This is a genomic window from Rhodanobacter sp. Root179, from assembly GCF_001428465.1.
Taxonomy (GTDB): Bacteria; Pseudomonadota; Gammaproteobacteria; order Xanthomonadales; family Rhodanobacteraceae; genus Rhodanobacter.
In genome coordinates, this window is the sequence record NZ_LMHR01000083.1 from 69,939 (window position 1) to 95,199 (window position 25,261).

Below are 25,261 nucleotides of genomic sequence, written 5' to 3' on the forward strand. Positions count from 1 at the left end.
CCGCACGACCGGAAATCGTGCGTTTTTCTTGCTTGTCTTGCCCCGCCGCTACCGCCGGCGCGCCGCTTCAGTTCAGCGACGCGCCGCCACTTTCCCTACCGGTTCCACCGCCTGCCCAAGCCACTGGATCTCCGACAACGCCACCGGTCCTGCATCATTCCCGTTGTCGATGCGCAAGCGGTAATAGATGTAGTCGCCCGGCTCGGTGACCCCAAACGCGCGCAGCTGTTGCGGCCAGCGAAAAGCCTCCCCGTGACGGCGATCCAGCACGTGCCAGCGACTGCCATCGCGGGAACCCTGCAGCTGCCAATCGCCAGGACCATGGCCGGTTGCCGCACTGGTCAGCGTATACATCAGCACGCGCCGGGCGCCATCGGTGAAATGGACGTCTATCGTCGGATGACTTCCGTCAAGGACCGAGCTCGTGGCGGCATCACCGTCGGCCAACGGCTTTGCCGCAGGCTGGTCACCGTCAAGAACAGCCACGTCATGACCCGGCCGGAAAAGATTGCGCCACGGTGCCGGTCGGCTGCCCGCTTGCGTCAGCGATGGCAAGCTTGCCGCCGCATCGGTGCCCCAGCGCGACGGCTTGGGCCCCATGCGGAATACCAGCTCGGCGCCCTCGGCGAGGTCAGCGTGGTCAAGGTAGTTCTTGCGGTACGGCCGGCCGTTGAGGGTGACGCTTTGTATGTAGCGGTTGCGATCGCTGACGCCGGGCGCACGGATCTCGATGCGCTTGCCGTTTTCGAGATGGATGATCATCCGCGGAAAGTACGGTGCACCGATCGCGTAGGTCGGCGTGCCCATGCGCAGCGGATAGAAACCCGCGGCGCTGAACAACCACCACGCCGACATCTCGCCATTGTCCTCGTCGCCGGGGTAGCCCTGGCCAATCTCGCTGCCCACGTACAGCCGGGACAGCACATCGCGCACCTTGTCCTGGGTCTTCCACGGCTGCCCGGCCAGGTCGTACATGTAGATGATGTGATGCGATGGCTGGTTGCTGTGCCCGTACTGGCCCATGCGCACATCGCGCGCTTCCAGCATCTCGTGGATCACGCCGCCGTAGCTGCCGGTGTGAAACACGCCGGGTGTGGCAAAGAACTGATCGAGCTTGGCAGCAAGGTGGTCGCGACCACCATAGAGCGACGCCAGACCGACCCCATCCTGCGGCACATGGAAAGCCATGTTCCAGGCGTTCGTCTCGGTGTAGTCGCCACCCCAGCGCAACGGATCAAAAGGCGTCGAGGCAGCGGTCCATTGCCCCCCGGCATCGCGACCGACGAAGAAGCCGACCTGCGGGTCAAACACGTTGACGTAATCCAGCGCACGCTGCTGAAAGTAGCGGGCATCGTCCGCGTAATGCGATTGATACGGATCGTCGCCGCTCGCCTTGGCCAGCGCGCCGGCCAGATTGCCGATCGCGAAATCGTTGATGTAGCCGTCCATTGACCACGACAATCCTTCGTCCACGGCATTGTCGGTATAGCCGAGATACGGCGAGCGCTGCATGCCCTTGCGCCCGGCGCCGGCGATCGGGCTGACCACGGTGGCGTCCTTCAGCGCCGACTGGTAGAACGACTTCACGTCGAAATTGCGCACGCCTTTCAGCCACGCATCGGCGAATGCCACGTCGGCGCTGGTGCCCACCATCAAGTCGGCATAACCCGGCGATGACCAGCGCGCGATCCAGCCGCCATCCCGATACTGCTGCACGAAGCCATCGATCATGTCGCCAGCCATGCCCGGCGTCAGCAAGGTGTAGGCCGGCCACGCGGTGCGATAGGTGTCCCACAAGCCGTTGTTGACGTAGACCTTGCCTTCGAGCACGCGCGCACCGGTCTGGCTCGGCGTGCTGGCGGCCAGCGGCGGCGAGAACGGACTGGCGTAGCGATAGTCCGGATGCTCGCGGCTGCCGGTGTTTTCGAACGCCGCATTCGGGAACAGGAACAGGCGGTAGAGGTTCGAATACAGCGTGACTTTCTCGTCACGGCTGGCTCCGTCCACTTCGATGATGCCCAACCGGGCATCCCATGCCTGTCGCGCACGCTCACGCACATCCTCGAAGCTGTCCTGCGGGGCGATCTCCAGTTCAAGGTTGTGCCGCGCCTGTTCCACGCCGATCAGCGAGGTGGCGATACGCATCGTCACCTGCGGTTGCCGCGCATCCACATCGAAGGCGAACCAGGCTGCCACGTGGTCGCGTGCCGTGCCCTTGTAGCGGCCGCTGGCGCGAACCGGCCGGTCGAACCTGGCGTAGAAGTACAACCGCGTAGCGCCGGTCGAAAGTCGGCTTTTCACATCGGACCAGCCGCTGATCGATCGCCCGGCGGGGTCCAGGGTGATGCCGCCGCGGTCGTCGCGATTGTCGAAGACCAGCTGGGCTTTCGGCCCGGTGAAGCTGAAACGCATCGTCGCCGCGTGATTGGTCGGCGTGATTTCCGCCCGCATGCCATTGTCGAAACGCACCTCGTACAGATCGGCGCGGGCGACCTCATTGGCGTGCTCGAAGGACAGCGCGCGTGTGGCCCGATCCAGTGATGGCACGCCATTCGCCGCCTGTGCCGGCATCACCTGAAAAGTCTGCCGGTCGCCCATCCACGGACTGGGCTCATGCGACAGCGCAAAAGCCTCAATGCGTGGCCGGTTATCGGCGCCGTTGCGTTCCTGGTACTGGTAGATCCAGTCGGAGCCGGCCTGGGTAGTCGGCGTCCAGAAGTTGAAGCCGTGGGGCAATGCCACCGCAGGAAAGGTGTTGCCGCGCGAAAAGCGGCCGTTGCTGTTGCTGCCGCGCAAGGTGTTGACGAAATCGCTGGGACGCTCCGCTTGCTGCGGTGTTGGCTCAGCGGCGATACGGATATCGTCCAGGTAACCCTCGAACTGCGCGCGGTTCGAGGCGTCGTCGTGTGTCACCAGCACTTGACGGATACGCCGACCAGCCGCCACGTTGCCCAGCGCCGTGGAGACAAGATTCCACTGGTCGGGGTACAGCACGCGGCCCTGCCCTTGCGCCTGCGCGGTCATGCCGATGCGATGCTGATCCACCGCGCCAAGTTGCGACAAGCGACTGCCGTCGTCGAACAGCAGATCAATGGCCACGTAGTTGGCCGGGTTGCGCAGATCACCATCGACGGATTGGGGAAAGATCACATACGACAACACGGAATCGGCACGCACCGGAATATCCACGTCGAACAGCGCCACGGATCCGTTGGCCACGGACCCGGCGGTGTAATGCAGCGCGTGCAATCCATCGAAACCCACATCCGCTCGCGCGGCAAGTGCGTGGCTGGTCGACGGCCCGCCCGCCACATCGAGACGGAGTGCCGCGTTGGTGGTCGCCCCGGAAACCAGCGATGGCGGTTCGGTCGGCTCAAACGAGCGCAACCAGCCCTCGACGGCGCCATCTTTTGCGATAGCCGCGCTGGCACTCGGCAAGCATGCCGTGGCGAACAACAAGCGCAGTCCCAGACCTGGCAGCAGCCTGGTCATGCGACGAACTTTCGAACCTGTGAATACGTTGCCGTGCACGAACGCCCTCCCCGAAAGCTTCACCGACCCGCGCCAGACGTGGCGGTCGAATCAGTGAATTTGTAACGATCCAAATTCCGTGCGAAAAATTCCCGCCGGCCGCCCCGTGCCCGGACAAACAAGTCCGCGGTGGATCTCCCCGCAAGGCCATCGCAGGCGCTTCCCACCACTTTCCCATCGTCCGGAAACGACGCGATGTGGAGCAGCAAGGCGCATTGCCACCACCAAACGGCGTGACGGCTGTCGCGGAGTAACTGCTTTCGGGATTTGCAGCGAACACGACAGCCACCTGGCCCGCGACAGGCTCCGCCACCAGGGCAAACCTTGGCAAAAAGAACCTGGAGGGGAGTCGGTGGTCATCGCCAGCCTTTTATTTAGATCGATCCAAGCGGCCACGCTAGCACCTTCCCCATCAGGACGCATGCTGCACCGCGACGTGAGGAACGGCGCCGATAAGTTACATTTGGATCGTTCCAAATCCACGAACTTCACCTCCAAGATGGCGTTCCTGACCCCTTGTGCGCACGGACGACGCCGGCATCCGGAATTTCTGAAGGAACGGCACAAACGCCGAGCCCTCATCTTCACCGACATGCGGCGACGGGTTTTGCTTGAGGCCTGAGCAGCGTCAGTGATCACCGCTTGATGGATCACATCCGATGGATCACACCCGGGCATCTTCTTCCGCAGGTGCGCCGACATGGGAGCAAGACATGGCAACTTCGATCCGCGTCATCGCACTCTGTGCGCTGCTTGCCGTTCCGCTGGTCAGCGCCGCAGCCGACCCACGACAGCAAATCCTGTCACCGGCTGCGGCCGTCAATCCGCTGATCGGCAGCAGTCATGGCGGCAACACCTTTCCCGGTGCCGTGCTGCCGTTTGGCATGTTGCAATGGAGCCCGGAGAACACGCGGGGCAAGCACAATCGCACCGCGGCGCCGGGCGGCTATCTTTATGAGGCGGCACGTATCCGCGGTTTCAGCCTGACCCATCTTTCCGGTACCGGCTGTGCCGGTGCCAGCGGCGACGTGCCGTTCATGCCCGTCACCACGCCGATCACCAGTTCACCTTCCTCCGATGACGATGACAGCCGCTATGCGAGCGACTTCCGTCACGCCGACGAGCAGGCCAAAGCCGGCTATTACCAGGTAAAGCTGGCCAACGGCACGGACGTCGAACTTGCCGCAGCAATGCGCAGCGGCGTCGCACGGTTCGGCTTTCCTGCCGGAAAGAAGGCGAACCTGCTGATCCGGACTTCCGACTCCGAAGTCGGCAGCAGCGCGGCCACGGTGCAGGTGGATCGCATGCGGCGCACGGTCAGCGGCTCGGTCACCAGCGGCAATTTCTGCGGCTACCTTTCCGAAGCCAATCAACGCAGCTACTACACGCTCTACTTCGTCGCCGAGTTCGACCAGCCGTTCACGCAAACAGGCAGCTGGCACGACGACCAGTTGCAACCGGGAAGCACCGAAGCCAGTGGCGGCACCAGTTACGCCGCCAAGGGTTTCCCCCCGTTGGGCAAAGGCTCCGGCGCATGGGTCGGTTTCAAGCCGGGCAGCAAGGTGCAGGCACGGGTGGGCATCTCCTACGTCAGCCTGGAAAACGCCAAAGCCAACCTCGATGCCGAGATCCACCCGGGCACCACGCTGGCGCAAGTGCGACAGCGTGCGACCGCCAGCTGGGACAAGGCACTTGGCGGAATCACCCTCGGCGGTGGCAGCAGCGATCAGCGCACCACGTTCTACACCACGCTTTACCACGTGATGATGCATCCAAACGTCTACAGCGACGTCAACGGCGAGTATCGCGGCTTCGATCAGCGCACGCATCGCGTCAGCAATGGCCAGCAGGCGCAATACGCCAACTTCTCCGGCTGGGACATTTACCGCTCGCACCTGCAGCTGGTGACCTGGCTGCAACCGCGCGTCGGCAGCGACATTGCGCAGTCGTTGTACAACCAGGCCGGACAGAACCATGGCGAATGGGATCGCTGGACCCACAACTCCGGCGGCACCCACGTCATGAGCGGCGATCCTTCCGTGCCGGCACTGGCCGGCATCGCGGCGTTCGGCGGCCAGCATTTCGACCTGCGCGGCGTCTACCATTCGCTGCGCACCGCAGCGACCATCGTTACCGCCAATGACCTCAGCGATGCGGGTTGCAACGTCGAGTGCGTGGGCCAGCGGCCGTCGCTCGACCAATGGCTGAAGTTGCATTACATCGCCAGCCAGTCGCATGCCTGGGGCGGTGCCGGTGAAACGCTGGAATCGGCCACCGCCGACTTTGCCTTGTCCGAGCTGGCTCGCCGCGTCGGCGACCACGCGGGCCAGCAGCAATTCCTGACCCGCGCTGGCTACTGGCGCAATCTGTTCAATCCCGCCGCCACGCCGCAGGGCGGATATATCCAGAACCGCAACAACGACGGCAGCTGGCCCGCCTTCAAACCGGATACCGACGAGGGCTTCGTCGAAGGCAGCGCTGCGGTCTATCTGTGGATGGTGCCGTTCGACGTCCATGGCCTGTTCGACGCGCTGGGCGGCCGCGAAAAAGCCACCGCGCGGCTGGATGCCTTCTTCCACGACACGGACGGTCACTGGGCGCTGACCGGCGCGGGCCCGCTGCATGCTGAACTGGACAACGAACCGTCGGTGGGCACGCCATGGCTTTACGACTACGCCGGCCAGCCCTGGAAAACCCAGAAAGCCGTGCGCATCGTGCTCGACACGATCTGGAAAAACGCACCGGACGGCATACCCGGCAACGACGATCTCGGCCAGATGTCGTCGTGGTATGTATGGGCGGCACTCGGCCTGTATCCGGAAATCCCCGGACGCGCCGAACTGTTGCTGGGCAGCCCGCTATTTCCGCATGCGGTGGTGCATGGTTCCGGCGGTGATGTAGTGATCGACGCGCCTGGCGCCGATCCCGAACGTCTTTACGTGCACGCGCTAAGCGTAGACGGCAAACCGCACACGAAGCCCTGGCTGCCGACCTCGTTGGTCGAACATGGCGGCCACCTGCAATTCACGCTGCAGTCGGAGCCCGATCGGTCCTGGGGCGGCGCAGCGGCCGACGCCCCGCCGTCGTTCCCGCCGCCGCGCAGCTAGGCGATCGATGGATGCATCCGCCTCAGGAGCAACTGCCACAGCAGGTGCTACCGCCGCTGACGTGAATCTGTTGCGGTTCGGACACGCGGCTGGCGGCAAAACCCGCCTCCTGCAATGCGGTGATGACCTGGCCAGACGTCAGTTGCGCCGACACGTCGATCTGTCCCGTGGCGACATCACCGGTGACTTTCGCGTTGGCGTCATGGGTCCGCAGGATGGCGGCGATGGCGCCGGCGTCGTCAACGAGATTCTTCACTTCGAACAGCATCGGTACAGCCTCCAGGACAAGGGCGGGAGATCCGCCATGAACCATGATGCCGACCCTTCCGGTCAGCCGCCCTGATCTCGGTCAGGGCGATCCGAAACCGTGAGACAACCCCCGGCTAGCTTGCACGGGCTGTCGCGAGTCCTTCGTCGCCGGCGCCCGATGCACTTGGCAGTGGTCGGTTCAAACTTTTGCCGCGCCCGGCCCCCCGCCTGGCGCGGCTCTTTTTTGATCGCGGGTCCCGGCGAATCGGGCCCAGGCCAGCCCGCTGCGATGCGCCGGCTCCCCCGTCACCGTGCTGCGCGCACTGATTCGGGGTTCACACGAGCTGCAGCATGATGCCGGTGAGGCATACGCCAGCCCAATCGTGGAGGCATCCCATGAAAGTCCTGCTCTGGTCATCGCTGTTGCCCGTGATGCTCGCCGCCTGCAGTCCGTCCCATGCACCGGACCCGGCGGCAGCGGCGCCCGTGGCCACGACGGCACCGGCCCTGGGCGGCCATCACTGGCAGTTGCACGATGCCGTCGACGGCAACAACCAGCGCCTGGACGGGCTGTTCGACGGTTCCGGCAAACCCCTGCAACTGGACTTCACCGACGATCACATCAGCGTCAGCCATGCCTGCAACGGCATCGGCGGCAGCTACAAGATCGTCGATGGCCACCTGCTCACCGGGCCGCTGATGCAGACCATGATGGCCTGCGCCGATCCCGTCCTCATGCAGCGCGAGAAGACCATCAAGCACGTGCTGGGGGCGAAGCCCGCGCTGATCACATCCAGCGCCGACGGCCAGTCCCTGCTCAGCCTGGCCGCCGCCGACGGGACCACGCTGACCTTCGCCGGCCAGCCCACCGCCGAACAGCGCTACGGGGGTCCCGGCACGATCGAGTTCCTGGAGGTCGCGGCCGAACCGGTCAGCTGCCAGCACCCGCTGCCGCCGACGAACAACTGCCTCCAGGTTCGTCAGCTGCATTACGACGACCAGGGTTTGCGGGCGGGCGAACCCGGCCCATGGCTACCGCTGGCGCAGCCGATCGAAGGCTACGAACACCAGCCCGGGGTGCGCAACGTGCTGCGGGTCAAGCGCTACGCATGGCCAAACCCGCCGGCCGGCGCAGCGTCGAGCGCCTATGTGCTGGACATGGTGGTGGAAAGCGGAACAGCGACCCCTGACGCGAAATAGCCGCCGTCACGCCCGCCTTCGCTTCACCGCCGGGCGCCAAGCAGCCCGACGTGGTAGCCGGCCGCACGCAGCCTGGCGGTGGCCTTCGCGTTCAGCACCAGCAGCACGATCAGGCTCACCAGCGGCACGAACATCAGCACCAGCAGGATCACCCGGCTGGCCATCGAGAAACCCATGCCGGTGCACAGCTTGAACGTGCCCACCAGCGCGGCGCAGACCACCAGCACCAGCAGCAACGCGGCGAACAGGCCAAGCACGCCCTGCAAGGCGACGGCGGCGAAGTAGCCGAGGATCGCGTAGATGATCAGCTTCTGCGCGCTGGCCACCTGCTCGATGCCGCTGTCCGGGACAAAGGTGTCGGCAACATCGGCCTGCGGCGCCTGATACGGATTCTGCATGGTCATTCGGTTCCCCTGATTGTTGGACCGCAGTATGCCCGGAGCCGGGTTCGCGGCGCAGCCGTCGTGCGTGTCCGGGACAACGCAGCCGCTCAGCGTGGTCCGCCCCGCGACTCGGGCAGCCGGGCGATGACCAGCAGCAACACGACCATCAGGCTGGCCAGCATCCACGGCAGCCAGGCATGTCCGCGCAGCCACCCGATCGAGGCGAGCATCGACAGCGTGACCACGATGAGCGCCGTCACCTTGGTGCGGCGTGACACGCTGCGCTCGCGTTCCCAGCGTTCGATCGCCGGCCCCAGCCGCGGCCGCGACAACAGCCAGCGATGCCAGCGTGGCGAGGCGCGAGCCCAGCACGCGGCGGTCAGCAGCAGGAACGGCACGGTCGGCAACAGCGGCAGGAAGATGCCGATCACGCCCAGCAGCAGCGACAGCGCGCCCACGCCGAACAGCAACCCGCGCATGAGGCGATGGCGACTGGGCGACGGCGTGGGGGATTCGATCATCGAGGTGAAGGATGCGGCGGAGCCGGAAGGAAACGGCCGCCCGGCGTGACCCGGGCGGCCGCTGCAGTCGACAGGTGCAGATCAGTCGACCGACGCATCCAGACCGCGACGCTTCAGCAGCGGCTCGATCTGCGGTTCGTGGCCGGCGAAATCACGGAACAGCTGCAGCGCATCCTTGCTGCCGCCGCGCGACAACAGGGTCGAGCGGAAACGGTCGCCGTTGGCGCGGGTCAGGCCGCCGTTCGCCTTGATCCACTCCACCGTGTTCGCGTCCAGCACCTCCGACCAGATGTAGGCGTAGTAACCCGCCGCGTAGCCGCCCATGATGTGGCTGAAGTACGGCGTGCGGTAGCGCGGCGGCACCGCCGCGTAATCGGTGCCGTTGGCCTTCAGCGCAGCGGCTTCGAACGCCATCACGCCGTTCGCCTCGGGGATCCTGTCCGCGCCGACCTGGTGCCAGCTCTGGTCGAGCATGGCCGAACCCAGGTACTCGGTGGTGGCGAAGCCCTGGTTGAATTTCGAGGTGGCCAGCACCTTGTCCAGCAGTTCCTTGGGCATCGGCGCACCGGTCTGGTAATGCCTGGCGTAATTGGCCAGCACGCCGGGCCAGTCGGACCACATCTCGTTCACCTGCGAGGGGAATTCGACGAAGTCGCGCGGCACGCTGGTGCCGCTGAAGTACGGGTACTGCACGTTGGAGAACATGCCGTGCAGCGCATGGCCGAACTCGTGGAACATCGTGGTCACCTCGTCCCAGGTCAGCAGGGTCGGGCCGCTGGCCGGCTTGGTGATGTTGAGGTGGTTGGCCACGACCGGCAGGTTGCCGGTGAGACCGGACTGCTGCACGTAGGAGTTCATCCACGCGCCACCGCGCTTGGACGGACGCGCGTACATGTCGGCCAGGAAGATCGCCAGCTGCTTGCCGTCGGCGTCGAACACGTCGTAGACCAGCACGTCGGGCTGGTACACCGGCAGGTCGGTGCGCTGCTTGAAGCTGAGTCCGTAGAGCTGGCCGGCGGCGTAGAACACGCCGTTCTCCAGCACGTTCTTCATCTCCAGGTACGGCTTCAGCTGGCTCTCGTCGAAGTCGTATTTTTCGGCGCGTACCTTCTCGGTGTAGTACGCCCAGTCCCAGGCCGCCAGCTGGAAGCTCGGCTCGCCCCTGGCCTTCTGTTCCTTGTCGATCATCGCCTGCAGCGCCGCGCCCTCGCGCTTCGCATTGGCCACCGCCGGCGGCGCCAGTTTGGTCAGCATCGCATTGACCGCCTCGGGCGTCTGCGCCGTCTCGTCGGCCAGCACGTAGGCGGCGTAGGTGGGATAGCCCAGCATCTGCGCCTTTTCCGCCCGCAGCTTCAGCACCTGCGACACGATCGCGGTGTTGTCATAAGCATTGCCGCGGCTGCCACGGGCCACCGACGCCTCGAAGATGCGCTGTCGCAACGCGCGGTTCTGCAGCTGCGCCAGCGGCGGCTGGCCGGTGGTGTTGAGCAGGGCGATCACGTACTTGCCGTCCAGCCCCTTCGCCTTGGCGGCGGCCGCGGCGGCGCCGATCTGCTCGTCGGTGAGGCCGGCCAGTTCTTCCTTCGTATCGACCGTCACCGCCGAATCGTTCACCTCGGCCAGCACGTTCTGGCTGAACTTGGTGCCCAGCTTGGCCAGCTCGCCATTGATCTGTTTCAGGTGCGCCTTGTCGGCATCGGACAGCTTGGCGCCCGCGCGCACGAAGTCGGTGTGGTAACGCTCGACCAGGCGCACGCCCTCGGCGTCCAGGCCCAGCTGGTCGCGCGTGTCGTACAGCTTCTGGATGCGCGCGAACAACGCCGGGTTCAGCGAGACCGCATCGCGATGCGCCGCCAGCTTCGGCGCGTAGTCGGCCTGGATCGCCTTGCGCGCGTCATTGGTATCGGCGCCGACCAGGCTGAAGAACACGGTCGAGGTGCGGTCGAGGATCTGTCCGGACTTTTCCAGCGCGACGATGGTGTTGTCGAACGTGGGCGCCGCGGCGTTGCCGGCGATCGCGTCGATCTCCTTGAGGTGCTCGGCCATGCCGCGGTCGAACGCCGGGCCGAAGTCGGCATCCCTGATCTTGTCGAACTGCGGATAGTGCAGCGGCAGCGGGCTTTCGCTGAAGAACGGGTTGCCGGCGTCAGTCGCCACCGTGTCGGTGTGCGCCTGGGTGCTGGCGGTTTCGCCTTTGCCGCTGCCGGCGTCGCTGCAGCCGGCCATGGAGCCTGACAGGGCAATGGCCAGGGCCAGCGCGATGGGATGCTTCATGGATGGTGTCCCGTTGATGGTGGACACCCGATCCTAATCGAAGGCCGCTGCCATCACCCATGACTAAAGTTATGGACACGGGGCAAGCCGCGTGCCGGCAGCGGCGTGGATCCTGATGGAAGCAGCCACCACACCATTCGCCTCAGGCATCGGGACAAGTTGTCGCACTCGTCGCCTTGGCGCAGCTCGGCGTCGTGGCCGACTGGATCGCGGAATGCTGCGCGCCGGCCAGTGTCACCGTGCGGGGCGAGGCGGTCAGCATCGCGCCCATCACCAGGGTGCACAGGGCGAAGCAGGCGACGAACAGGCTGGCGAGGATCATCGATTCGAATTTCATGGGACGGCTCCGATCATCAGGCGAGAGTGCCTTGTGATGTATCCAGAGCAATCGCCGTGCCAACCCGAAAATTTCTCACAAGCCATTGTTTTAAATGGCAATTGAGGATCGGTCGCCGATCAGCGGGGTTGTCCGCGGACATCGTCCACCCCGATTCCGGACAGCCACGCCTCGCGAAATGACTGGCCCATCGCAGATCGCCCGCAGGCGCCACGCTATCCTGCCGCCAGATCTGGCACCGGGAGTCGGCATGCGCGTGTCATCGACAGGACTGCTCCGCGTGATGCTGGCCGCGGCGCTGTGCGGATGGATGCTGACGCCGGCGCTGGCCACGGACCAGGCGGGCGTGCGGCGCTGCGGCTGGTTCGAGAATCCCACTCCGGGCAATGCCACGCTGACCGATCGCGATGGCGAATGGGAAATCGCCAGCCAGGGCGGCCACCAGGCCGACGGCGACTGGCCCCGGTTCAGTGATGCGCAATGGGTCGAGACCAACGGTCACCATGGCTACGGCTGCGCGTGCATGACCGTGATCGACGATGCCCAGGCGCACACCGTGTCGTCGATCAGCAAGGCCACGGCCAGGCCACTGGCTGTGTGCCGGAGCGACCGCCACCTGCACGAACCCGTGCACGAGCTGGATGACGAAAACTGAGGCGCGAGCAGGCGCCGATCATCGATCGGCGCAACGCTTTCAGCGCGGGTGCGCCAGGGCGAAATCGATCGCGGCGCAAACCGCCGCCGCCTGGGCGGCGTTGCATTGTTCAGGCGTTGCCCGCGGGCTGTCCGGATAGACCTCGGTGGTGGTCTTGTAGGTCGCCTCGGTGATGCCTGCGCACAGCCCCAGCTCGCGCAGCGCGTACTGGATGACGCCTTCGGCGACCACCGGTGAACCGATGATCTCGCCGTGTTCGTCGGCCGGCGCGATATGCGTGACCTTCGCCACCGCCTCGATGATCGAGCGCTGGAAGGCGGGCTGCGGATGCGCCGTATCGTCGACCAGGTAGAAGCCGTCGGGGATTTCGCCCGGCTCGTGCGGCAAGCCGTCGCGCGCGGCCAGCGCGGGGCGGAATTCGGACTCGTCGCTGTCGGTGGTTTCGTGCAGGTCGATATGCATCAGCACGCGATCGCGCAGCGGCGCCACCATGCGCATCAGCGCGGCCGATTCCGGCGCCGGGCTGTCCTCGCGGAACGAACGGTTCGGGTCCAGTGCAGCGGGATTCCAGCGGTGGATGCGCTCGTACGCCCACGGGCTCACGCAAGGCGCCACCACCAGGTTGGCCCGCCCGGCGTAATCCGCCGCGTGACGGTCGAGGAAAAGCAGGGCGCCATGCACGCCGCTGGTTTCGTAACCATGCACGCCGCCGGTCACCAGCATGGTGGGCAGCGCATCGTTCCAGTCGCGACTGCGCACGACGAACAGCGGGTAGCTGGCCGGCGGATACTCCAGCCGGCCGTACTCCGCCACGTCGAAACGCGGGCGCAGCCTGTCGATGACGCTGACGACTTCGGCCTGATAGCCGCGCTTCACCGCCTGGCTCTCGCGCCACTGCGCGACCTCGGCAGCGCCCCAGCGCACGCCGGGGGTGCCGATCGGATGGGAGGTCGGATGGTTCATCGCGCTGCTTGCTCCGCTGGCTGTCGAGATCCCCGGCACTTTATCACCAGCCCGTAATCAGAGCCCCGCCGCACCCTTGCGCAGCCAGCGGTCGATCAGCGCCTTCTCGTAGCGCAAGCTGTCCTGGTCGACAGCGCTCGCGCGGGCCAGGAAGGCCAGGTCACGCAGGCTGCGGCTGCCGCTGCGCAGCACCTTGCCGTCGGCGCCGTACAAGGTGAAGTCCAGATCGATGCGCGGCGGGTAGATGTCCTTGACGATGCGCACGTTGTTGAAGTCCGGCCCCCGCCAGGGCTCGTACTCTCCGGCAAGATCGACGTCGGTCACCTCGACGTCCAGCCGCTGGCCGGGCGCCAGGATGCGGGCCGCACGCTGCGCTATGTAAGCCTTGAGCGGCTTCAGGTACGCATCGGCATCGTTCGCATTCACTCCGAAGCTGCGCTTCGCCTCGGTGAAGTGCGCGGGGTCGCGGTAATGCACGCTGACGTTGTCCGGTGGCTGCGCCGCCTGCGCGGCCATCGCGGACAGGGCAAGCAGGACAAGGCACGACAGGCGCGACAACGAAAAGAACCTCATGGCGATTCTCCGGAGGCTGGCCAGGCGATGGCCGACGATCGGTTGGCAGTATAGATCCGCGCGACATGGACTCACCGCAGCCGACTGCTGCAGAGTACGAACACAGCCGTCGATTCCACAATGCCGCGGCGTGGCGGATGCGCTTGTCGAAGAGTGATCAGTTCCGCCCCGCCTTCCCCCGCGCCTCGCGCTTGCGGTACAGCTGGTGGTCGGCCTCGGCCATGCCCTGATCCAGGGTGACCTCGTGGCCGAAGGTGGACCAGCCCAGGGTGAACGCGATCGGCGCGTCGGCGCGATCGTGCTCGATGCGCGACACCACGCCTTCGACCGCACCATCGGCGGCATCGCCCAGCAGCACCATGAACTCGTCGCCGCCCAGCCTGATCACGGCATCGCCGGGCCGGACGTGGCGTGACAGGAAATGCGCCATCGCCACCAGCACCTCGTCGCCGCGCTGATGGCCGTAGGTGTCGTTGACCTGCTTGAAGTGATCCAGATCGATGACGACGCAACCCCAGCGGCCCTGCGCGCTTCGTCTGCCGACATCGTCGAGGAAGCGCCGGTTGTAGCAGCCGGTCAGCGGGTCGCGCACCGACATCTCGTGCAGGTTCAACGCCTGTTGATACTGTTCGGTGATGTCCTGGGCGTGGCCCAGCACGTAGGGATCCTCGTCCTCATCGTCCAGCATGTTCTGGTACTGCCAGATGCGCAGCGTGCCGTCCTTCGCCACCAGTTCCAGCACGCCTTCGTCGCGATCGTTGCGGAACAGGCGCAGCAGGTAGGCACGGAATGCCGCATGGCGCTCCGGCCGCATGAAGTCGGTCAACGGGCGACCCAGCAGTTCGCCGATCGAGTAGCCCAGCGAACGCGCGGCAGCGGGATTCACCGACAGCAGCACGCCTTCGTAGTCATGCGTGCAGATCAACCCCAGGCTGTACTCGAACAGTTTGCGGAAACGGCGATCACTGGCTTCCAGCGCGGTGACCACGCGCCGGCGAATGCTCACGTCCTGGATGGCACCGACCAGACGCACCGGCTTGCCGTCGTCGTCAAACACGATGCTGCCGATCGTGCGCACCCAGATCTTGCGGCCGGTCGCGGTCACCAGCGGCAGTTCCAGGTCCCAGCCCGTGCGATCGGCGGTGCCCTTGGTCATCGCCGCGAAAATCACCTCGCGCGCCTTCGGCGGGTAGAACGCCAGCGCCTCCTGCACGGTGGGTCGATAGCCGGCCGGCACTTCGTGGATGCGGCAGGTCTCGTCGGTCCACTGCACTTCATCGGTGCCCAGATCGACCTGCCATCCACCCACTCCGGCAAGACGACCGGTGCGATCGAGGAAGGCCTCGCTGGCGCGCAGTTTCTGGGCAAGCCGGGCAGCCTCGTCGCTGCCCGGCGGGGCAGACCCGGTCACGGCGGGATGGCGCTCCAGCGCCAGCATGCGCAGCTCCAGCGCCTCGCTCGCGACCAGCGCCAGTGACAGCAAGGCCTGGCGCTGCGTTTCATCGAGCGAGCGCGGTTCGCGACCGAACACGCACAACGCGCCCACCCGCAGGCCGTCGCCGAGCTGCAGTGGCGCACCGGCAAGGAAGCGCACGTGCGGGCTGCCGGTGACCAGCGGATTGTCGGCAAAGCGCGGATCGGCCCGCGCATCGACCACTTCCATCAGCCCCTCGGCCAGCATCGCGTATTCGCTGAAGTCGCTGGCGCGCGGCGTCTTGTCCAGTCCGGCAAGCCCCACGCGGGACTTGAACCACGGCCGCTCCCCGTCTACCAGGGCAAGCAACGCCATCGGCGCCCCGGTGACCAGGGCCGCGCTGCGGGTCAGTGCGTCGAACAGCGGTTCGGTCCCGGAATCCAGCACGGACAGTGCGTGCAGGCGGGCCAGTCGTTGCGCTTCCTCGGCAGGAACCGGAGCGGGCATGCCATCTCTCTCAAAAGGCCTGGCGCGAGTATCGACCGGAGCAGAGCAAGGTTCCGTGATTCGTTCGCCTGTACAGCGTGGCTTGCGCACGACCGACCCGGCCCGGCCCGGTCGCACATCCGTTGTCGCCACGTACACACGCCGCGGACCACAGTGGGCGGCGCTTCGACCGCCATGGAAGACATCGCCTCAAGCCGCCCGGCGGTCCTGCCGGGCACAGTCCGTACCAACGACTACCGGAGGAACCGATCATGCATCAGACACTGCGCAAGATCCTGCCATTGGCCGCCGCCGCACTGCTGGCGTTCTCCACCGCCGCCGCCGCGAAGGACGTCTCGCTCAGCGGCGATTTCGCCGGCGAGAACGGTGCCACCAACCAGCCCAGCGGGCACGTCAGTGCCACCCTGGACACGGTGACCCACCAGCTCAGGTACACGATCGACTATCAGGGTCTGAGTGGACCGGTCACCATCGCGCACTTCCACGGTCCGGCCGGTCCGGACGTGGCCGCGGGCGTGATGAAGCTGATTCCCGGCCCGTACCAGAGCGGCATGAGCAACAGCGTGACCATCGATGCCGCGACCCAGTCCGCCCTGCTCAACGGACTGACCTACGTGAACCTGCACACCAAGGCACACCCGAAAGGCGAGGCGCGCGCGCAGATGACGGTCAGTCCGTCGCCGGGGATGTAGGCATCAGGACCCGTGATTGCCGGGGCGAGACCCGGCAATCAGCTGGCCTGGCCTAGCGCGCCCACAGGCGCATGATCCACGGCCACGCCATCAGCAACACGATCAGCGGCAGGAACAGCGCCAGCATCCAGCGCTGCTTCTTCGCCTGGCGCCTGTGCTCGGCGGCGATCAGGGCCATGTCGGCACTCATCTGCGCCATCGCCTGTTCCATCTGCTCCGGATGGGCCAGCGTGGCCTCCATCGCACCCGGCTCGTCCAGGCGTGCGGCAAGGGCACCGGCCCGCTTCATCGCCTCGTTGTAGGCGTCCGACTGCAACGGGCTCCATTCGTAATCGTTGCCCGTCGACTGCTTCCACAACTGCCGGGCCAGTGCGTAGACCGCCGCCGGCGGGTCTTTTTTCGACGGCAGGCCCACGTTGACCACGCCCCTGGCCAAGGCTCCGAGATGGAACACCGCGAGCAGACGGTCGCTCCAGTGGATGCGCGGCGCCACGCGCGCGAACCGCTGCACGCGAAACATCAGGAAGAAGCTTTCACTGCCGTTGCGCTGCGTCACCGTGCGCAGGCAGATGCCGGACACTTCGCGCCAGGGAATGCGCCCGGTCAGCGGGGTGGCAAAGCCGACGCCGTCCAGTTCCAGCGCCGGCTGTCCCACGCCCGCCAGGGCACGCAGCAGGAGCAGCAGGCCCGTGGGCACCAGCAGCACGCCGAGTATCAGTGGGATCACGTCGTGCCTGACGTCGGCCGACGCCATGATCACGACCGCCACGCCGAGCAGGGCCAGCAACAAGCCGGCGAGGACGTAGCGGAGTCCGCCATGCACCTGCAGCGTCTGCGACGAACCGGCCGGCCTGCGCGCGAACTCGTCGATGCGCTGCTGGATCGCGGCGCGCTTGCGCTGCTCCGCGCGCCGCTCGCGTCCGCGGTCACTGAAGTACGCCAGGGCGATCAGCGCAAGGCCGAGCACCAGCAGCAACAGCGCCAAAACCGGCTGGTTGCGCCACAAGACCAGGCCGCTGCCCACGGCGATCACGCCGAAAATCACCAGAAAAAGATTGACCAGCTGCAACATCGCGTGACCTGCACCGCTCCATGGCGAGACGGCCATTGTGGCGAGGCGCAGCACCGACCGGCAAGCGGGAAGGCGGGAAGGCGGGAAGCCGTGACCCCGTCCACGCAACGTTCGCTGTTTGGGTTGTCGAGCGCCCGGCCTCATACTGCGCGGTTGCGATCAGACATCCCGTGACTTCCATGCTTATCGGTATCGACTTCGGCACCAGCTATTCGGCGGCCGGCGCCATCATCGCCGGCGAACTGCAGCTGGTGCGCTTCGGCGACACCGAGCAGTTCCGCACCGCGGTGTATTTCCCCGAGCTGGTGCCCGACCCGGCGGACTTCCAGCTGACGCCCGAACTGCAGGCGCAGCTGGAAGTGGAGCTGCGCCTGGCGCGCACCCGCCAGCGCGAGATGGCGTCGGCTGCCGCCGCGCGCGGGCAGACCCCGGTGGTGCGCGGCGAAGGCGACCTGCAGCGCGAGGCCTTGCGCGTGGTGCGCCGGCAGTGGATGGAGCAGCAGACCCGCGAGGCCACCGCCTCGGTCGCCAGCTTCCAGCACGCGCTGTTCGGCGAAGAGGCGGTGGAAGGCTACCTGGACAGCGGCGGCGGCAATCTGATCGAGTCGCCCAAGTCGATGTTCGGCTATCGACTGGACCCGCAGGTGCGCAAGGTGATCGTGCACATCGCCACGCACATCCTCGAACACATCAGGCTATGCGCCAGCCGCCAGTTCGGCGTGCCGGTGCGCGGCGCGGTGATCGGCCGTCCGGTGGAGTTCCGCAGTTCGATGGGTGCGCAGGGTTCGCAGCAGGCGATCGAGATCCTGCGCGAAGCGGCCGGCGTGGCCGGTTTCGACGAGGTGAGCTTCCTGGAAGAGCCGGCCGCGGCAGCCATGCACTATCACCGGAGCCTCGACGCGCGACAGCACGCACTGATCGTCGACATCGGCGGCGGCACCACCGACGTGGCGCATGCCGAACTCGGCGGCGGCGCGGCGCCGCGCATCGCGCGCAGCTGGGGCCTGCCCAAGGGCGGCACCGACCTCGACGTGAGCCTCAGCCTGCACAGCTTCATGCCGCTGCTGGGCAAGGACAGCGTGCGCATCCCGCAGCACCAGTTCGTCGAGGCGGCCAGCGTGCACAACCTGCCCAAGCAGCGCGAGTTCCGCCGGCAGGACTATCGCCTGGTAGACGAGCCTTACGGCACGCGCCTGCGCGCCCTGCAGGAGCTCGGCGCCACCACGCGCCTCAACCAGCTGGCCGAACGCACCAAGATCGTCCTGAGCAGGACACCCGGCCATCGTGTCGAGCTGGACTTCGTCGAACCCGGTCTTGCGGTCGATGCCGGCAGGGAAGATTTCGACGCAGCCATCGAACCCTTCCTGGGCCAGCTCGAACGCACGCTGGAACGCGTGCGCGGCGACTTGACCGAACTGCCCGCCAGCATCTTCCTCACCGGCGGCACCTCGCGCTCGCCGCAGATCAGCACCCGCGTGCAGGCCTGCTTCCCGGAGATTCCGCTGGTACATGGCGACCCGTCGCTGGGCGTGGTCTCCGGCCTGGCCGTGGCGGCGAGCGAACTCGACGGATAACCGCGCCAATCCGGAAGCGCCCAGAACAAGCCAACATGCAACTTTCAGGTTGCATGTACGAAAGCCGCGGATCATCATGCAACTTCCGCGTTGCATGATATCGAGGAAGTTCCATGAACACATCGACCGATCGCATCGAGCAACAGATCCTGCTGCACGCACCGCTGGAACGCGTGTGGCACGCGCTGGTCGACCCGGGCGCGCTCGGCGCCTGGTTCGGCATGGCCTTCGACGGGCCGTTCGTGGCGGGCCAGCCGGTGACCGGCAGGATCGTGCCGACCCAGGTCGACCCCGAGGTGGCCAGGCTGCAGGAACCCTACGCCGGCACGCCATTCAGGCTCCTGATCGAGCGCATCGAGCCGATGCGGGCGTTCGCCTGGCGCTGGCATCCCTACGCCGTTGACCACGACACCGACTACGAGCAGGAGCCGACCACGCTGGTCACCTTCGAGCTTGAAGTCGTCGAGCACGGCACCTTGCTGCGACTCACCGAGTCGGGTTTCGACCGCTTGCCGCCGGCACGCCGCGCCGACGCGCTGCGCGCGAACGAGGGTGGCTGGACCATGCAGATGAGCAACATCGCCCGCTATGTCGATGCGCACTGACCGCGCCCGCCGAGCCGCGGCGCTGGCCAGGAGCGCGCCGATCTTCGCCGCGCTGGGCGATGCCACGCGGCTGCGCCTGGTTGCGACGCTGTGCGCCGGCAGCGCGATGTCGATCGCCCAGCTCACCGTCGGCACCACCATCACCCGCCAAGCCGTCACCAGGCACCTGACCGTGCTGGCCGATGCCGGCCTGGTCCACGACCTGTGGCGCGGTCGCGAGCGCCTGTGGGCGTTCGAACCGTCGCGGCTGGACGAGGCGCGCAAGGCGCTGGATGCGATCAACGCCGAATGGGCCGGCGCGCTGTCGCGGCTGCAGCGCTTCGTGGAGCACTGAAGACTCGGCTCAGCGGTTGTCGCCCCTGGGAAAGCGCACGCGGTCCGGCTGGGTATTGAGTTGCTGCAACATCACCAGAAGCAGGCGCGACTTGACGCTGCCGGCGTGTTTCGGATCCACCACGTAGCGCACCCGGGCGTCGATCCAGGTATTGGCATTGACCCTGAACAGCACAGTGGGCCGCTCCTTCACCTCCACCTCGTCTACCGGCGTCCTGGCCAGGATGTCGCGATACGTGCGCACGCGCCGGATCATCGCCTCGCCCAGTTCCCTTTCGGCCGCCTGCTGCATCACCTCGCTGACAAAGGCGAGGTCGCTGTCGTAGGCGATCTGAAACGATATCTCGTCCCAGATGTAGGGAAACATTTCCCATGAAAAGTTGTAGACGGCGCTGGTCAGCACGTTGGCATTGGGAAACTTGACCAGCCGTCCGCTGGGGTGGCTGCTGGACACGTACGGCCCACCCACCTCCCACAGCGTGGTGTCCAGATAGGTCACCTCGATCACGTCGCCGGTGGCTTCGCCGATGCTGATGCGATCGCCCACCCGATACGGCCGACGCGCCAGGATGTAGATCCAGCCGATGAAACTGGTGATCGGCGTCTGCAGTGCAAAACCCAGCACCAGCGATATCAGCCCCAGTGACGCCACCGCCGCGTACCAATTCGCGAACAGCATCGACACGACGATCAGCGCGATCAGCACGAACACCACCAGTCCCGCGATCCGCTGCAGGTTGTAGCGGGTCACCGCATTCTCGATCCGGTCGATCGCCCTGGCACGGATCAGTCGCCCCACCGCCAGGATCAGCACGATCGCCATCAAGCCGACCACGATCCGGCGCAGCGGAGGAAGATAGCGCGGCGCCAGTGGCACCAGGTCGAGCCGAAGCACGTAGTAGATCGCCGCCAGCACCAGCAGGAGGATCACGTACGCCCCCAGCCACAGCGCATGGCCGCGACTTGCGGCCGCGTATTTCGTACTGGCGTCGTTGCCCATGCGTACCTTCCGATCTCCGCCACACGCTGCCACTGCATGCGTATGCGCGGCGTCGACGAGCGCGTGTCGCACGGCGCCGCGGCAACCTTCGGCAGCGAGAGCGAGGCCGGCTGCCTCACCACCACTTCACTGCGTCCGGCACAGGCTGGGGCCTTCCCCGCATCGGAGTACGCCATGGCCACCAGGGCAAAACCCGCCTCGCGCTCACGCATCCCGGCGTCCGCGACCACCGCCAGCGAAACGCGTGGCAACGCCGACGAATTGCACCAGCTTGCCGGCGCTGCGCATCCGCCCATGAGCACCAACCAGGGCGTGCCGGTCAGCGACGACCAGAACTCGCTGCGCCCTTCACCGCGTGGCCCGACCCTGCTGGAAGATTTCATCCTGCGCGAGAAGATCACCCACTTCGATCACGAGCGCATCCCCGAACGCATCGTGCACGCGCGCGGCTCGGCGGCGCATGGCTACTTCGAACTGACCCGGTCGCTGGGCAGGTACACCACTGCGAAGATCCTCACCGAAGTGGGCAGGAAGACGCCGCTGTTTACCCGCTTCTCCACCGTGGCCGGCGGCGCCGGCTCGATCGACACGCCACGCGACGCGCGTGGCATCGCGACGAAGATCTACACCAGCGAGGGCAACTGGGATCTGGTCGGGATCAATTTCGCGCCGTTCTTCATCCAGGACGCGATGAAGTTTCCGGACCTGGTGCACGCGCTGAAGATGGAGCCGGATCGCGGCTATCCGCAGGCGGCCAGCGCGCATGACACCTTCTGGGATTTCGTCTCGCTGACGCCCGAAACGCTGCACGCCGTGACGTGGCTGATGTCCGATCGCGGCATCCCGCGCTCGTTGCGCATGATCGAGGGCTTCATGATCCACAGCTTCCGCCTGCTGGCCGCCGACGGCAGCAGCAGCTTCGTGAAGTTCCACTGGCGGCCGAAGCTGGGCGTGCAGTCCACGGTGTGGGACGAAACCGTCAAGATCACCGGCGCCGATCCGGACTACCACCGGCGCGACCTGTTCGAGGCCATCCAGCGCGGCGACTTCCCCGAGTGGGAACTGGCGGTGCAGCTGTTCACCCAGGAGCAGGCCGACACCTTCCCGTTCGACCATCTCGATGCCACCAAGCTGATTCCGGAAGAACTGGTGCCGCTGACCGTCATCGGCCGCATGGTGCTGGATCGCTGGCCGGACAACTTCTTCGCCGAGACCGAGCAGGTAGCGTTCTGTCCATCGCACCTGGTGCCCGGCATCGATTTCTCCGATGACCCGCTGCTGCAGGGCCGGCTGTTCTCCTACCTTGACACGCAACTGTCGCGGCTGGGCACGCCCAACTTCCACCAGCTGCCGATCAACGCGCCGAAGTGCCCGTTCGCCAACCTGCAGCGCGATGCGCAGATGCAGATGCAGTCGCCGCCCGGCCGCGTGAGCTACGAACCCAATTCGCTCTCCGACAGCAGCCCCCGCGAAACGCCCCGAGGCTTTCCGCACGCGGCCGAACCGGCCGAGCCCGGCCGCAAGGGGCGCATCCGCGCCGAGTCGTTTGCCGACCACTACAGCCAGGCGCGGCGCTTCTATCGCTCGCAGAGCCAGCCCGAGCAGGCGCATGTCGCCAGTGCCTTCGTGTTCGAACTGTCCCGAGTGGAGACCCCGCACGTGCGGGCCGCCGTGGTCGGCCACCTGCGTCACGTCGACGAAGACCTCGCTGCCCGCGTCGCCGCGGGCCTGGCGCTGTCGCCGATGCCGCCCGCCCCGCCGGCCAGGGTGGCGCCGGTCGACCTCCCCCTGTCGCCGGCGCTGCAAACCATCGGCAAGATGAAGGACACCCTGAAGGGGCGGCTGGTCGGCATCCTGATCCACGACGGCTCCGACGCTGCCACCGTCAAGGCCTTGCGCAAGGCCGTCATTGCCGCCGGCGCGGCGGTCAGGATCGTGGCTCCGAAAGTCGGCGGCGCCACGCTGTCCGACGGCAGGAAGATGCCTGCCGATGGCCAGCTCGCCGGTACGCCTTCGGTCTTTTTCGACGCCGTGGCGATCGTGTTGAGTGAAGCCGCCGCCAGGCAGCTCACCACCGAGTCCGCAGCGCGGGATTTTGTCAGCGACGCCTTTGTGCACCTGAAGGCCATCGCGGCCGACGCCGGCGCACAGTTGCTGCTGAAGGCCGGTGGCGTGAAACGCGACGCCGGCGTGGTGGATGCGGCCAACGCCCGCGACTTCGTCGTCCTGGCCAGAACCCGGCAATGGGCGCGCGAACCGAAGGTACGCATGCTTTCCTGAGCCGGTGAACGACCATGTTCCGGTCACGACGCCGGATCTTGGCGTCCGGGTTTCGCGATGCTTCGAAGAGGTGCGTTATGCAGTTGAAGAGACTGACCCTGCAGGACGGGTTCGGGGTGGCGGACACCGTACGTGAGGTGCAGGGCGCACAGATGGTGCTGGCACCGGGAAGCAGCACCGGCGGCCCCGGCAACCGCCATGCCGGGGCTGACCAGTGGCTCTACGTGGTTTCCGGGAGCGGCGCGGCCATCGTAGAGGGCGAGCAGCATTCGCTGCGAGCCGGCACGTTGCTGGTGATCGAGCGTGGCGAGGCCCACGAGATCCGCGCTACCGGAGACCAGCCGCTGTCCACCGTCAATTTCTATTCGCCCGCAGCCTATGCCGACAACGGCGATCCGCTGCCTGCGGGCGAGGCCTGACGTCACGCGGGCTGTTCGCGTTCCGTGACGCTGTCCGGCTCAGGCCGCGCACTCCGGAATCAGCGCGGAGAGGTCGGTCACGCCGACGTCGATGCCGAGCTGGCTGAACAAGGTGGTGACCTGGCCCCGATGATGGGTCTGGTGGTTGAACACGTGGCGCAGCACCAGAGCGCTGGTCTTGACGTGCCTTTCGCCGGCGTTGTTGGCATAGCTCAGCGGCTGCGCGTAGAGCTCGTCGGTGGCTTCGGCGGTGAACGCGATGATGGTCTCATCCAGTGCCTCGCGATCGGCGCGCAGCGCGGCGAAGTCGGGAAACGTGATGCCACGGACCAGCGGCGGCAGCGGCGCGGCGCGCACCGGGTCCAGCGAGGCGAGTCCGGGCATCGCCCCGGCGAAGCGTTTCAACCAGTGCATGTCGGCCGCCAGGATGTGTGCCAGCGTGGCCAGGATCGAGCCGAAGAAGGCGCCCCGATCCGCCCGCAGTTCCGCCTCGTCCAGGTTCGCGGCCGCCGCATACAGGCGCGCATTCATCCACTGGTTGTAGTGGGCCATCAGTTCGAAATCGGATTTCAGGGACATCGTTTTCTTCGTGACAAGCGGACGGGGAGACGAGGGTAGCTGTTCGGGCGGATCCGTTGATTCACCGCGTGGCTAAAGCGGAGGCAGCACGGGAATCAGCGCCCGGGCCTCGACCGCGGCCTTGAACGTGTAAAGCGTGTCGTCCGGGTGTATTCCGTCCGGCAGGTGGGCTGCCCAGGTCGGCATGCCGCGCCGGATTTCGTGGTACTGATCGATCAGGTGGGTACCCGGATTCTCTCTCACGATCGCCGCCTGCGCATCCGCGATCCTGGCGACGATGGCGTCGGTGGTGCCGTCGGCGCAGGGGTTGGGAGTCTCGACGAAGACCGTCTTTCCGTGCGCGATGGCAATCTTCACCAGTTGCGTCCAGCGTGCTTTCACATGGGCCATGTCGTCCCATCCGGTGCGGGCAAGCGCGGCATCGTTCAACCCCGTGTTGATCACCACGATGTCGGCCTTGCTCGACTTCATCTCGGCGACCCACGAACGCGGCACGCCATGGGTGCCATCGAGCAGGTCGTCGGTGATGATCATGTTCACCCCGTGATTGGAAAGCTTCACCTTGTAGCCGGCCGCCGTGAGCATCGCATCGAGCTGGCTGACCGCATTGCGCGGCGTGACCGTGTACGTGCCGTTCTTCCGGGTCGTGCCCAGCATCGTGCTGTCGCCGTACATCGCGATCGGGACCGTCTGTCGCGCAGGCGCGGCCGAGCCGGCAGGCGTCGCGCTGGCGTCGGCAGGGAAGCCGCAGCAGACGAAGGCGCCAAGCCAGACGACGAACGCGATTTTCATGGCGATGTTTCCCGAGCAGAGGAGCTGAGCCTTCCACATCTTCTTCCACCAAGCCGATGACCTGCGACGATGTCGAAAGCAGGCGGTCCGGCGACGCTTGCAGGGTCGTCGAACGCACATGCGAAGCGCAGTATCGCAGAAGCTTCCGAAGCGTTCGGGGGAAGCCACCAAAAAGCGCGCCGTCACGGCCACCAGGCACGA

Annotated in this window: 22 protein-coding genes; 9 read left to right on the forward strand and 13 right to left on the reverse strand. The window is 66.3% G+C overall.

The window, feature by feature from the left end; genetic code table 11:
• Positions 1 to 72: 72 nt before the first annotated feature.
• Complete coding sequence (locus tag ASD82_RS12400; RefSeq protein WP_235580703.1) at positions 73 to 3,219, reverse strand: GH92 family glycosyl hydrolase; 3,147 nt, start codon at positions 3,217 to 3,219, stop codon at positions 73 to 75.
• Positions 3,220 to 4,244: 1,025 nt separating this feature from the next.
• On the opposite strand from ASD82_RS12400, the gene ASD82_RS12405 reads away from it, so the two are divergent.
• On the forward strand, positions 4,245 to 6,638 hold the full coding sequence (locus tag ASD82_RS12405; protein ID WP_056718136.1) for a GH92 family glycosyl hydrolase: 2,394 nt from the start codon (positions 4,245 to 4,247) through the stop codon (positions 6,636 to 6,638).
• 22 nt (positions 6,639 to 6,660) lie between these two features.
• Here the strand turns inward: ASD82_RS12405 and ASD82_RS12410 are convergent, their stop codons facing one another.
• Positions 6,661 to 6,906, reverse strand: coding sequence for a hypothetical protein (locus ASD82_RS12410; protein ID WP_056718137.1), 246 nt, complete (start codon positions 6,904 to 6,906; stop codon positions 6,661 to 6,663).
• 377 nt (positions 6,907 to 7,283) lie between these two features.
• On the opposite strand from ASD82_RS12410, the gene ASD82_RS12415 reads away from it, so the two are divergent.
• Positions 7,284 to 8,087, forward strand: a complete 804-nt coding sequence (locus ASD82_RS12415; protein ID WP_056718138.1) for an META and DUF4377 domain-containing protein — start codon at positions 7,284 to 7,286, stop codon at positions 8,085 to 8,087.
• A gap of 23 nt (positions 8,088 to 8,110) precedes the next feature.
• Here the strand turns inward: ASD82_RS12415 and ASD82_RS12420 are convergent, their stop codons facing one another.
• The 4 genes from ASD82_RS12420 to ASD82_RS12435 all read right to left on the reverse strand — a co-directional run bounded on the left by ASD82_RS12420 (position 8,111) and on the right by ASD82_RS12435 (position 11,602).
• Positions 8,111 to 8,485, reverse strand: a complete 375-nt coding sequence (locus tag ASD82_RS12420; RefSeq protein ID WP_235580704.1) for a hypothetical protein — start codon at positions 8,483 to 8,485, stop codon at positions 8,111 to 8,113.
• Positions 8,486 to 8,577: 92 nt separating this feature from the next.
• Complete coding sequence (locus ASD82_RS12425; protein WP_235580705.1) at positions 8,578 to 8,991, reverse strand: YbaN family protein; 414 nt, start codon at positions 8,989 to 8,991, stop codon at positions 8,578 to 8,580.
• An 81-nt stretch (positions 8,992 to 9,072) separates the two neighbouring features.
• A complete protein-coding gene (locus ASD82_RS12430; protein ID WP_200950293.1) occupies positions 9,073 to 11,265 on the reverse strand; it encodes a M3 family metallopeptidase in 2,193 nt (730 codons plus the stop codon).
• 142 nt (positions 11,266 to 11,407) lie between these two features.
• Positions 11,408 to 11,602 carry a hypothetical protein gene (locus ASD82_RS12435; protein WP_056718141.1) on the reverse strand — a complete coding sequence of 65 codons (195 nt, stop codon included), beginning with the start codon at positions 11,600 to 11,602 and terminating at the stop codon, positions 11,408 to 11,410.
• 250 nt (positions 11,603 to 11,852) lie between these two features.
• On the opposite strand from ASD82_RS12435, the gene ASD82_RS12440 reads away from it, so the two are divergent.
• Positions 11,853 to 12,257, forward strand: a complete 405-nt coding sequence (locus tag ASD82_RS12440) for a DUF4087 domain-containing protein (protein WP_056718142.1) — start codon at positions 11,853 to 11,855, stop codon at positions 12,255 to 12,257.
• A 39-nt stretch (positions 12,258 to 12,296) separates the two neighbouring features.
• Here ASD82_RS12440 and ASD82_RS12445 read toward each other — a convergent pair whose 3' ends face one another.
• The 3 genes from ASD82_RS12445 to ASD82_RS12455 form a co-directional block, all read right to left on the reverse strand.
• Positions 12,297 to 13,220: a M14 family metallocarboxypeptidase gene (locus tag ASD82_RS12445; RefSeq protein ID WP_056718143.1), complete on the reverse strand. Its 924-nt coding sequence runs from the start codon at positions 13,218 to 13,220 to the stop codon at positions 12,297 to 12,299.
• Positions 13,221 to 13,277: 57 nt separating this feature from the next.
• Positions 13,278 to 13,793 carry a DUF3016 domain-containing protein gene (locus ASD82_RS12450; RefSeq protein WP_056718144.1) on the reverse strand — a complete coding sequence of 172 codons (516 nt, stop codon included), beginning with the start codon at positions 13,791 to 13,793 and terminating at the stop codon, positions 13,278 to 13,280.
• 157 nt (positions 13,794 to 13,950) lie between these two features.
• Positions 13,951 to 15,714, reverse strand: coding sequence for a diguanylate cyclase (locus ASD82_RS12455; RefSeq protein ID WP_056718145.1), 1,764 nt, complete (start codon positions 15,712 to 15,714; stop codon positions 13,951 to 13,953).
• 251 nt (positions 15,715 to 15,965) lie between these two features.
• On the opposite strand from ASD82_RS12455, the gene ASD82_RS12460 reads away from it, so the two are divergent.
• Complete coding sequence (locus tag ASD82_RS12460; protein ID WP_056718146.1) at positions 15,966 to 16,406, forward strand: CHRD domain-containing protein; 441 nt, start codon at positions 15,966 to 15,968, stop codon at positions 16,404 to 16,406.
• Between the two features lie 52 nt (positions 16,407 to 16,458).
• On the opposite strand, the gene ASD82_RS12465 is transcribed toward ASD82_RS12460, so the two are convergent.
• Entirely contained in the window at positions 16,459 to 17,478 is a 1,020-nt protein-coding gene (locus tag ASD82_RS12465) for a hypothetical protein (RefSeq protein ID WP_056718147.1), read from the reverse strand.
• Between the two features lie 179 nt (positions 17,479 to 17,657).
• On the opposite strand from ASD82_RS12465, the gene ASD82_RS12470 reads away from it, so the two are divergent.
• From ASD82_RS12470 to ASD82_RS12480, 3 genes are all read left to right on the forward strand, one after another.
• Positions 17,658 to 19,052 (forward strand): Hsp70 family protein, encoded by a 1,395-nt coding sequence (locus ASD82_RS12470; RefSeq protein WP_056718148.1) that lies wholly within the window; start codon positions 17,658 to 17,660, stop codon positions 19,050 to 19,052.
• 113 nt (positions 19,053 to 19,165) lie between these two features.
• Entirely contained in the window at positions 19,166 to 19,657 is a 492-nt protein-coding gene (locus tag ASD82_RS12475; protein ID WP_056718149.1) for an SRPBCC family protein, read from the forward strand.
• Positions 19,647 to 19,991, forward strand: a complete 345-nt coding sequence (locus tag ASD82_RS12480; RefSeq protein WP_235580706.1) for a helix-turn-helix domain-containing protein — start codon at positions 19,647 to 19,649, stop codon at positions 19,989 to 19,991. The genes ASD82_RS12475 and ASD82_RS12480 overlap by 11 nt, the downstream gene beginning before the upstream one ends.
• Before the next feature lie 9 nt (positions 19,992 to 20,000).
• Here ASD82_RS12480 and ASD82_RS12485 read toward each other — a convergent pair whose 3' ends face one another.
• A complete protein-coding gene (locus ASD82_RS12485) occupies positions 20,001 to 20,990 on the reverse strand; it encodes a mechanosensitive ion channel family protein (RefSeq protein WP_056718151.1) in 990 nt (329 codons plus the stop codon).
• Positions 20,991 to 21,164: 174 nt separating this feature from the next.
• On the opposite strand from ASD82_RS12485, the gene ASD82_RS12490 reads away from it, so the two are divergent.
• Together ASD82_RS12490 and ASD82_RS12495 are read left to right on the forward strand one after the other, a co-directional pair.
• The gene (locus tag ASD82_RS12490) at positions 21,165 to 23,270 is read left to right on the forward strand and encodes a catalase (RefSeq protein WP_056718176.1); all 2,106 of its coding nucleotides are present in this window, start codon (positions 21,165 to 21,167) and stop codon (positions 23,268 to 23,270) included.
• 77 nt (positions 23,271 to 23,347) lie between these two features.
• Complete coding sequence (locus ASD82_RS12495) at positions 23,348 to 23,689, forward strand: cupin domain-containing protein (RefSeq protein ID WP_056718152.1); 342 nt, start codon at positions 23,348 to 23,350, stop codon at positions 23,687 to 23,689.
• Positions 23,690 to 23,728: 39 nt separating this feature from the next.
• On the opposite strand, the gene ASD82_RS12500 is transcribed toward ASD82_RS12495, so the two are convergent.
• Both ASD82_RS12500 and ASD82_RS12505 read right to left on the reverse strand, forming a co-directional pair.
• Entirely contained in the window at positions 23,729 to 24,268 is a 540-nt protein-coding gene (locus ASD82_RS12500) for a DinB family protein (protein WP_056718153.1), read from the reverse strand.
• 72 nt (positions 24,269 to 24,340) lie between these two features.
• The gene (locus ASD82_RS12505) at positions 24,341 to 25,060 is read right to left on the reverse strand and encodes an SGNH/GDSL hydrolase family protein (protein WP_056718154.1); all 720 of its coding nucleotides are present in this window, start codon (positions 25,058 to 25,060) and stop codon (positions 24,341 to 24,343) included.
• Positions 25,061 to 25,261 lie beyond the last annotated feature (201 nt).

Bases quoted from the DNA above. Each gene is read 5' to 3' on its own strand.
- ASD82_RS12405 (WP_056718136.1), top strand. From the start codon at position 4,245: ATGGCAACTTCGATCCGCGTCATCGCACTCTGTGCGCTGCTTGCCGTT.
- ASD82_RS12410 (WP_056718137.1), bottom strand. From the start codon at position 6,906: ATGCTGTTCGAAGTGAAGAATCTCGTTGACGACGCCGGCGCCATCGCC.
- ASD82_RS12415 (WP_056718138.1), top strand. From the start codon at position 7,284: ATGAAAGTCCTGCTCTGGTCATCGCTGTTGCCCGTGATGCTCGCCGCC.
- ASD82_RS12420 (WP_235580704.1), bottom strand. From the start codon at position 8,485: ATGCAGAATCCGTATCAGGCGCCGCAGGCCGATGTTGCCGACACCTTT.
- ASD82_RS12425 (WP_235580705.1), bottom strand. From the start codon at position 8,991: ATGATCGAATCCCCCACGCCGTCGCCCAGTCGCCATCGCCTCATGCGC.
- ASD82_RS12430 (WP_200950293.1), bottom strand. From the start codon at position 11,265: ATGAAGCATCCCATCGCGCTGGCCCTGGCCATTGCCCTGTCAGGCTCC.
- ASD82_RS12435 (WP_056718141.1), bottom strand. From the start codon at position 11,602: ATGAAATTCGAATCGATGATCCTCGCCAGCCTGTTCGTCGCCTGCTTC.
- ASD82_RS12440 (WP_056718142.1), top strand. From the start codon at position 11,853: ATGCGCGTGTCATCGACAGGACTGCTCCGCGTGATGCTGGCCGCGGCG.
- ASD82_RS12445 (WP_056718143.1), bottom strand. From the start codon at position 13,220: ATGAACCATCCGACCTCCCATCCGATCGGCACCCCCGGCGTGCGCTGG.
- ASD82_RS12450 (WP_056718144.1), bottom strand. From the start codon at position 13,793: ATGAGGTTCTTTTCGTTGTCGCGCCTGTCGTGCCTTGTCCTGCTTGCC.
- ASD82_RS12455 (WP_056718145.1), bottom strand. From the start codon at position 15,714: ATGCCCGCTCCGGTTCCTGCCGAGGAAGCGCAACGACTGGCCCGCCTG.
- ASD82_RS12460 (WP_056718146.1), top strand. From the start codon at position 15,966: ATGCATCAGACACTGCGCAAGATCCTGCCATTGGCCGCCGCCGCACTG.
- ASD82_RS12465 (WP_056718147.1), bottom strand. From the start codon at position 17,478: ATGTTGCAGCTGGTCAATCTTTTTCTGGTGATTTTCGGCGTGATCGCC.
- ASD82_RS12470 (WP_056718148.1), top strand. From the start codon at position 17,658: ATGCTTATCGGTATCGACTTCGGCACCAGCTATTCGGCGGCCGGCGCC.
- ASD82_RS12475 (WP_056718149.1), top strand. From the start codon at position 19,166: ATGAACACATCGACCGATCGCATCGAGCAACAGATCCTGCTGCACGCA.
- ASD82_RS12480 (WP_235580706.1), top strand. From the start codon at position 19,647: ATGCGCACTGACCGCGCCCGCCGAGCCGCGGCGCTGGCCAGGAGCGCG.
- ASD82_RS12485 (WP_056718151.1), bottom strand. From the start codon at position 20,990: ATGGGCAACGACGCCAGTACGAAATACGCGGCCGCAAGTCGCGGCCAT.
- ASD82_RS12490 (WP_056718176.1), top strand. From the start codon at position 21,165: ATGGCCACCAGGGCAAAACCCGCCTCGCGCTCACGCATCCCGGCGTCC.
- ASD82_RS12495 (WP_056718152.1), top strand. From the start codon at position 23,348: ATGCAGTTGAAGAGACTGACCCTGCAGGACGGGTTCGGGGTGGCGGAC.
- ASD82_RS12500 (WP_056718153.1), bottom strand. From the start codon at position 24,268: ATGTCCCTGAAATCCGATTTCGAACTGATGGCCCACTACAACCAGTGG.
- ASD82_RS12505 (WP_056718154.1), bottom strand. From the start codon at position 25,060: ATGAAAATCGCGTTCGTCGTCTGGCTTGGCGCCTTCGTCTGCTGCGGC.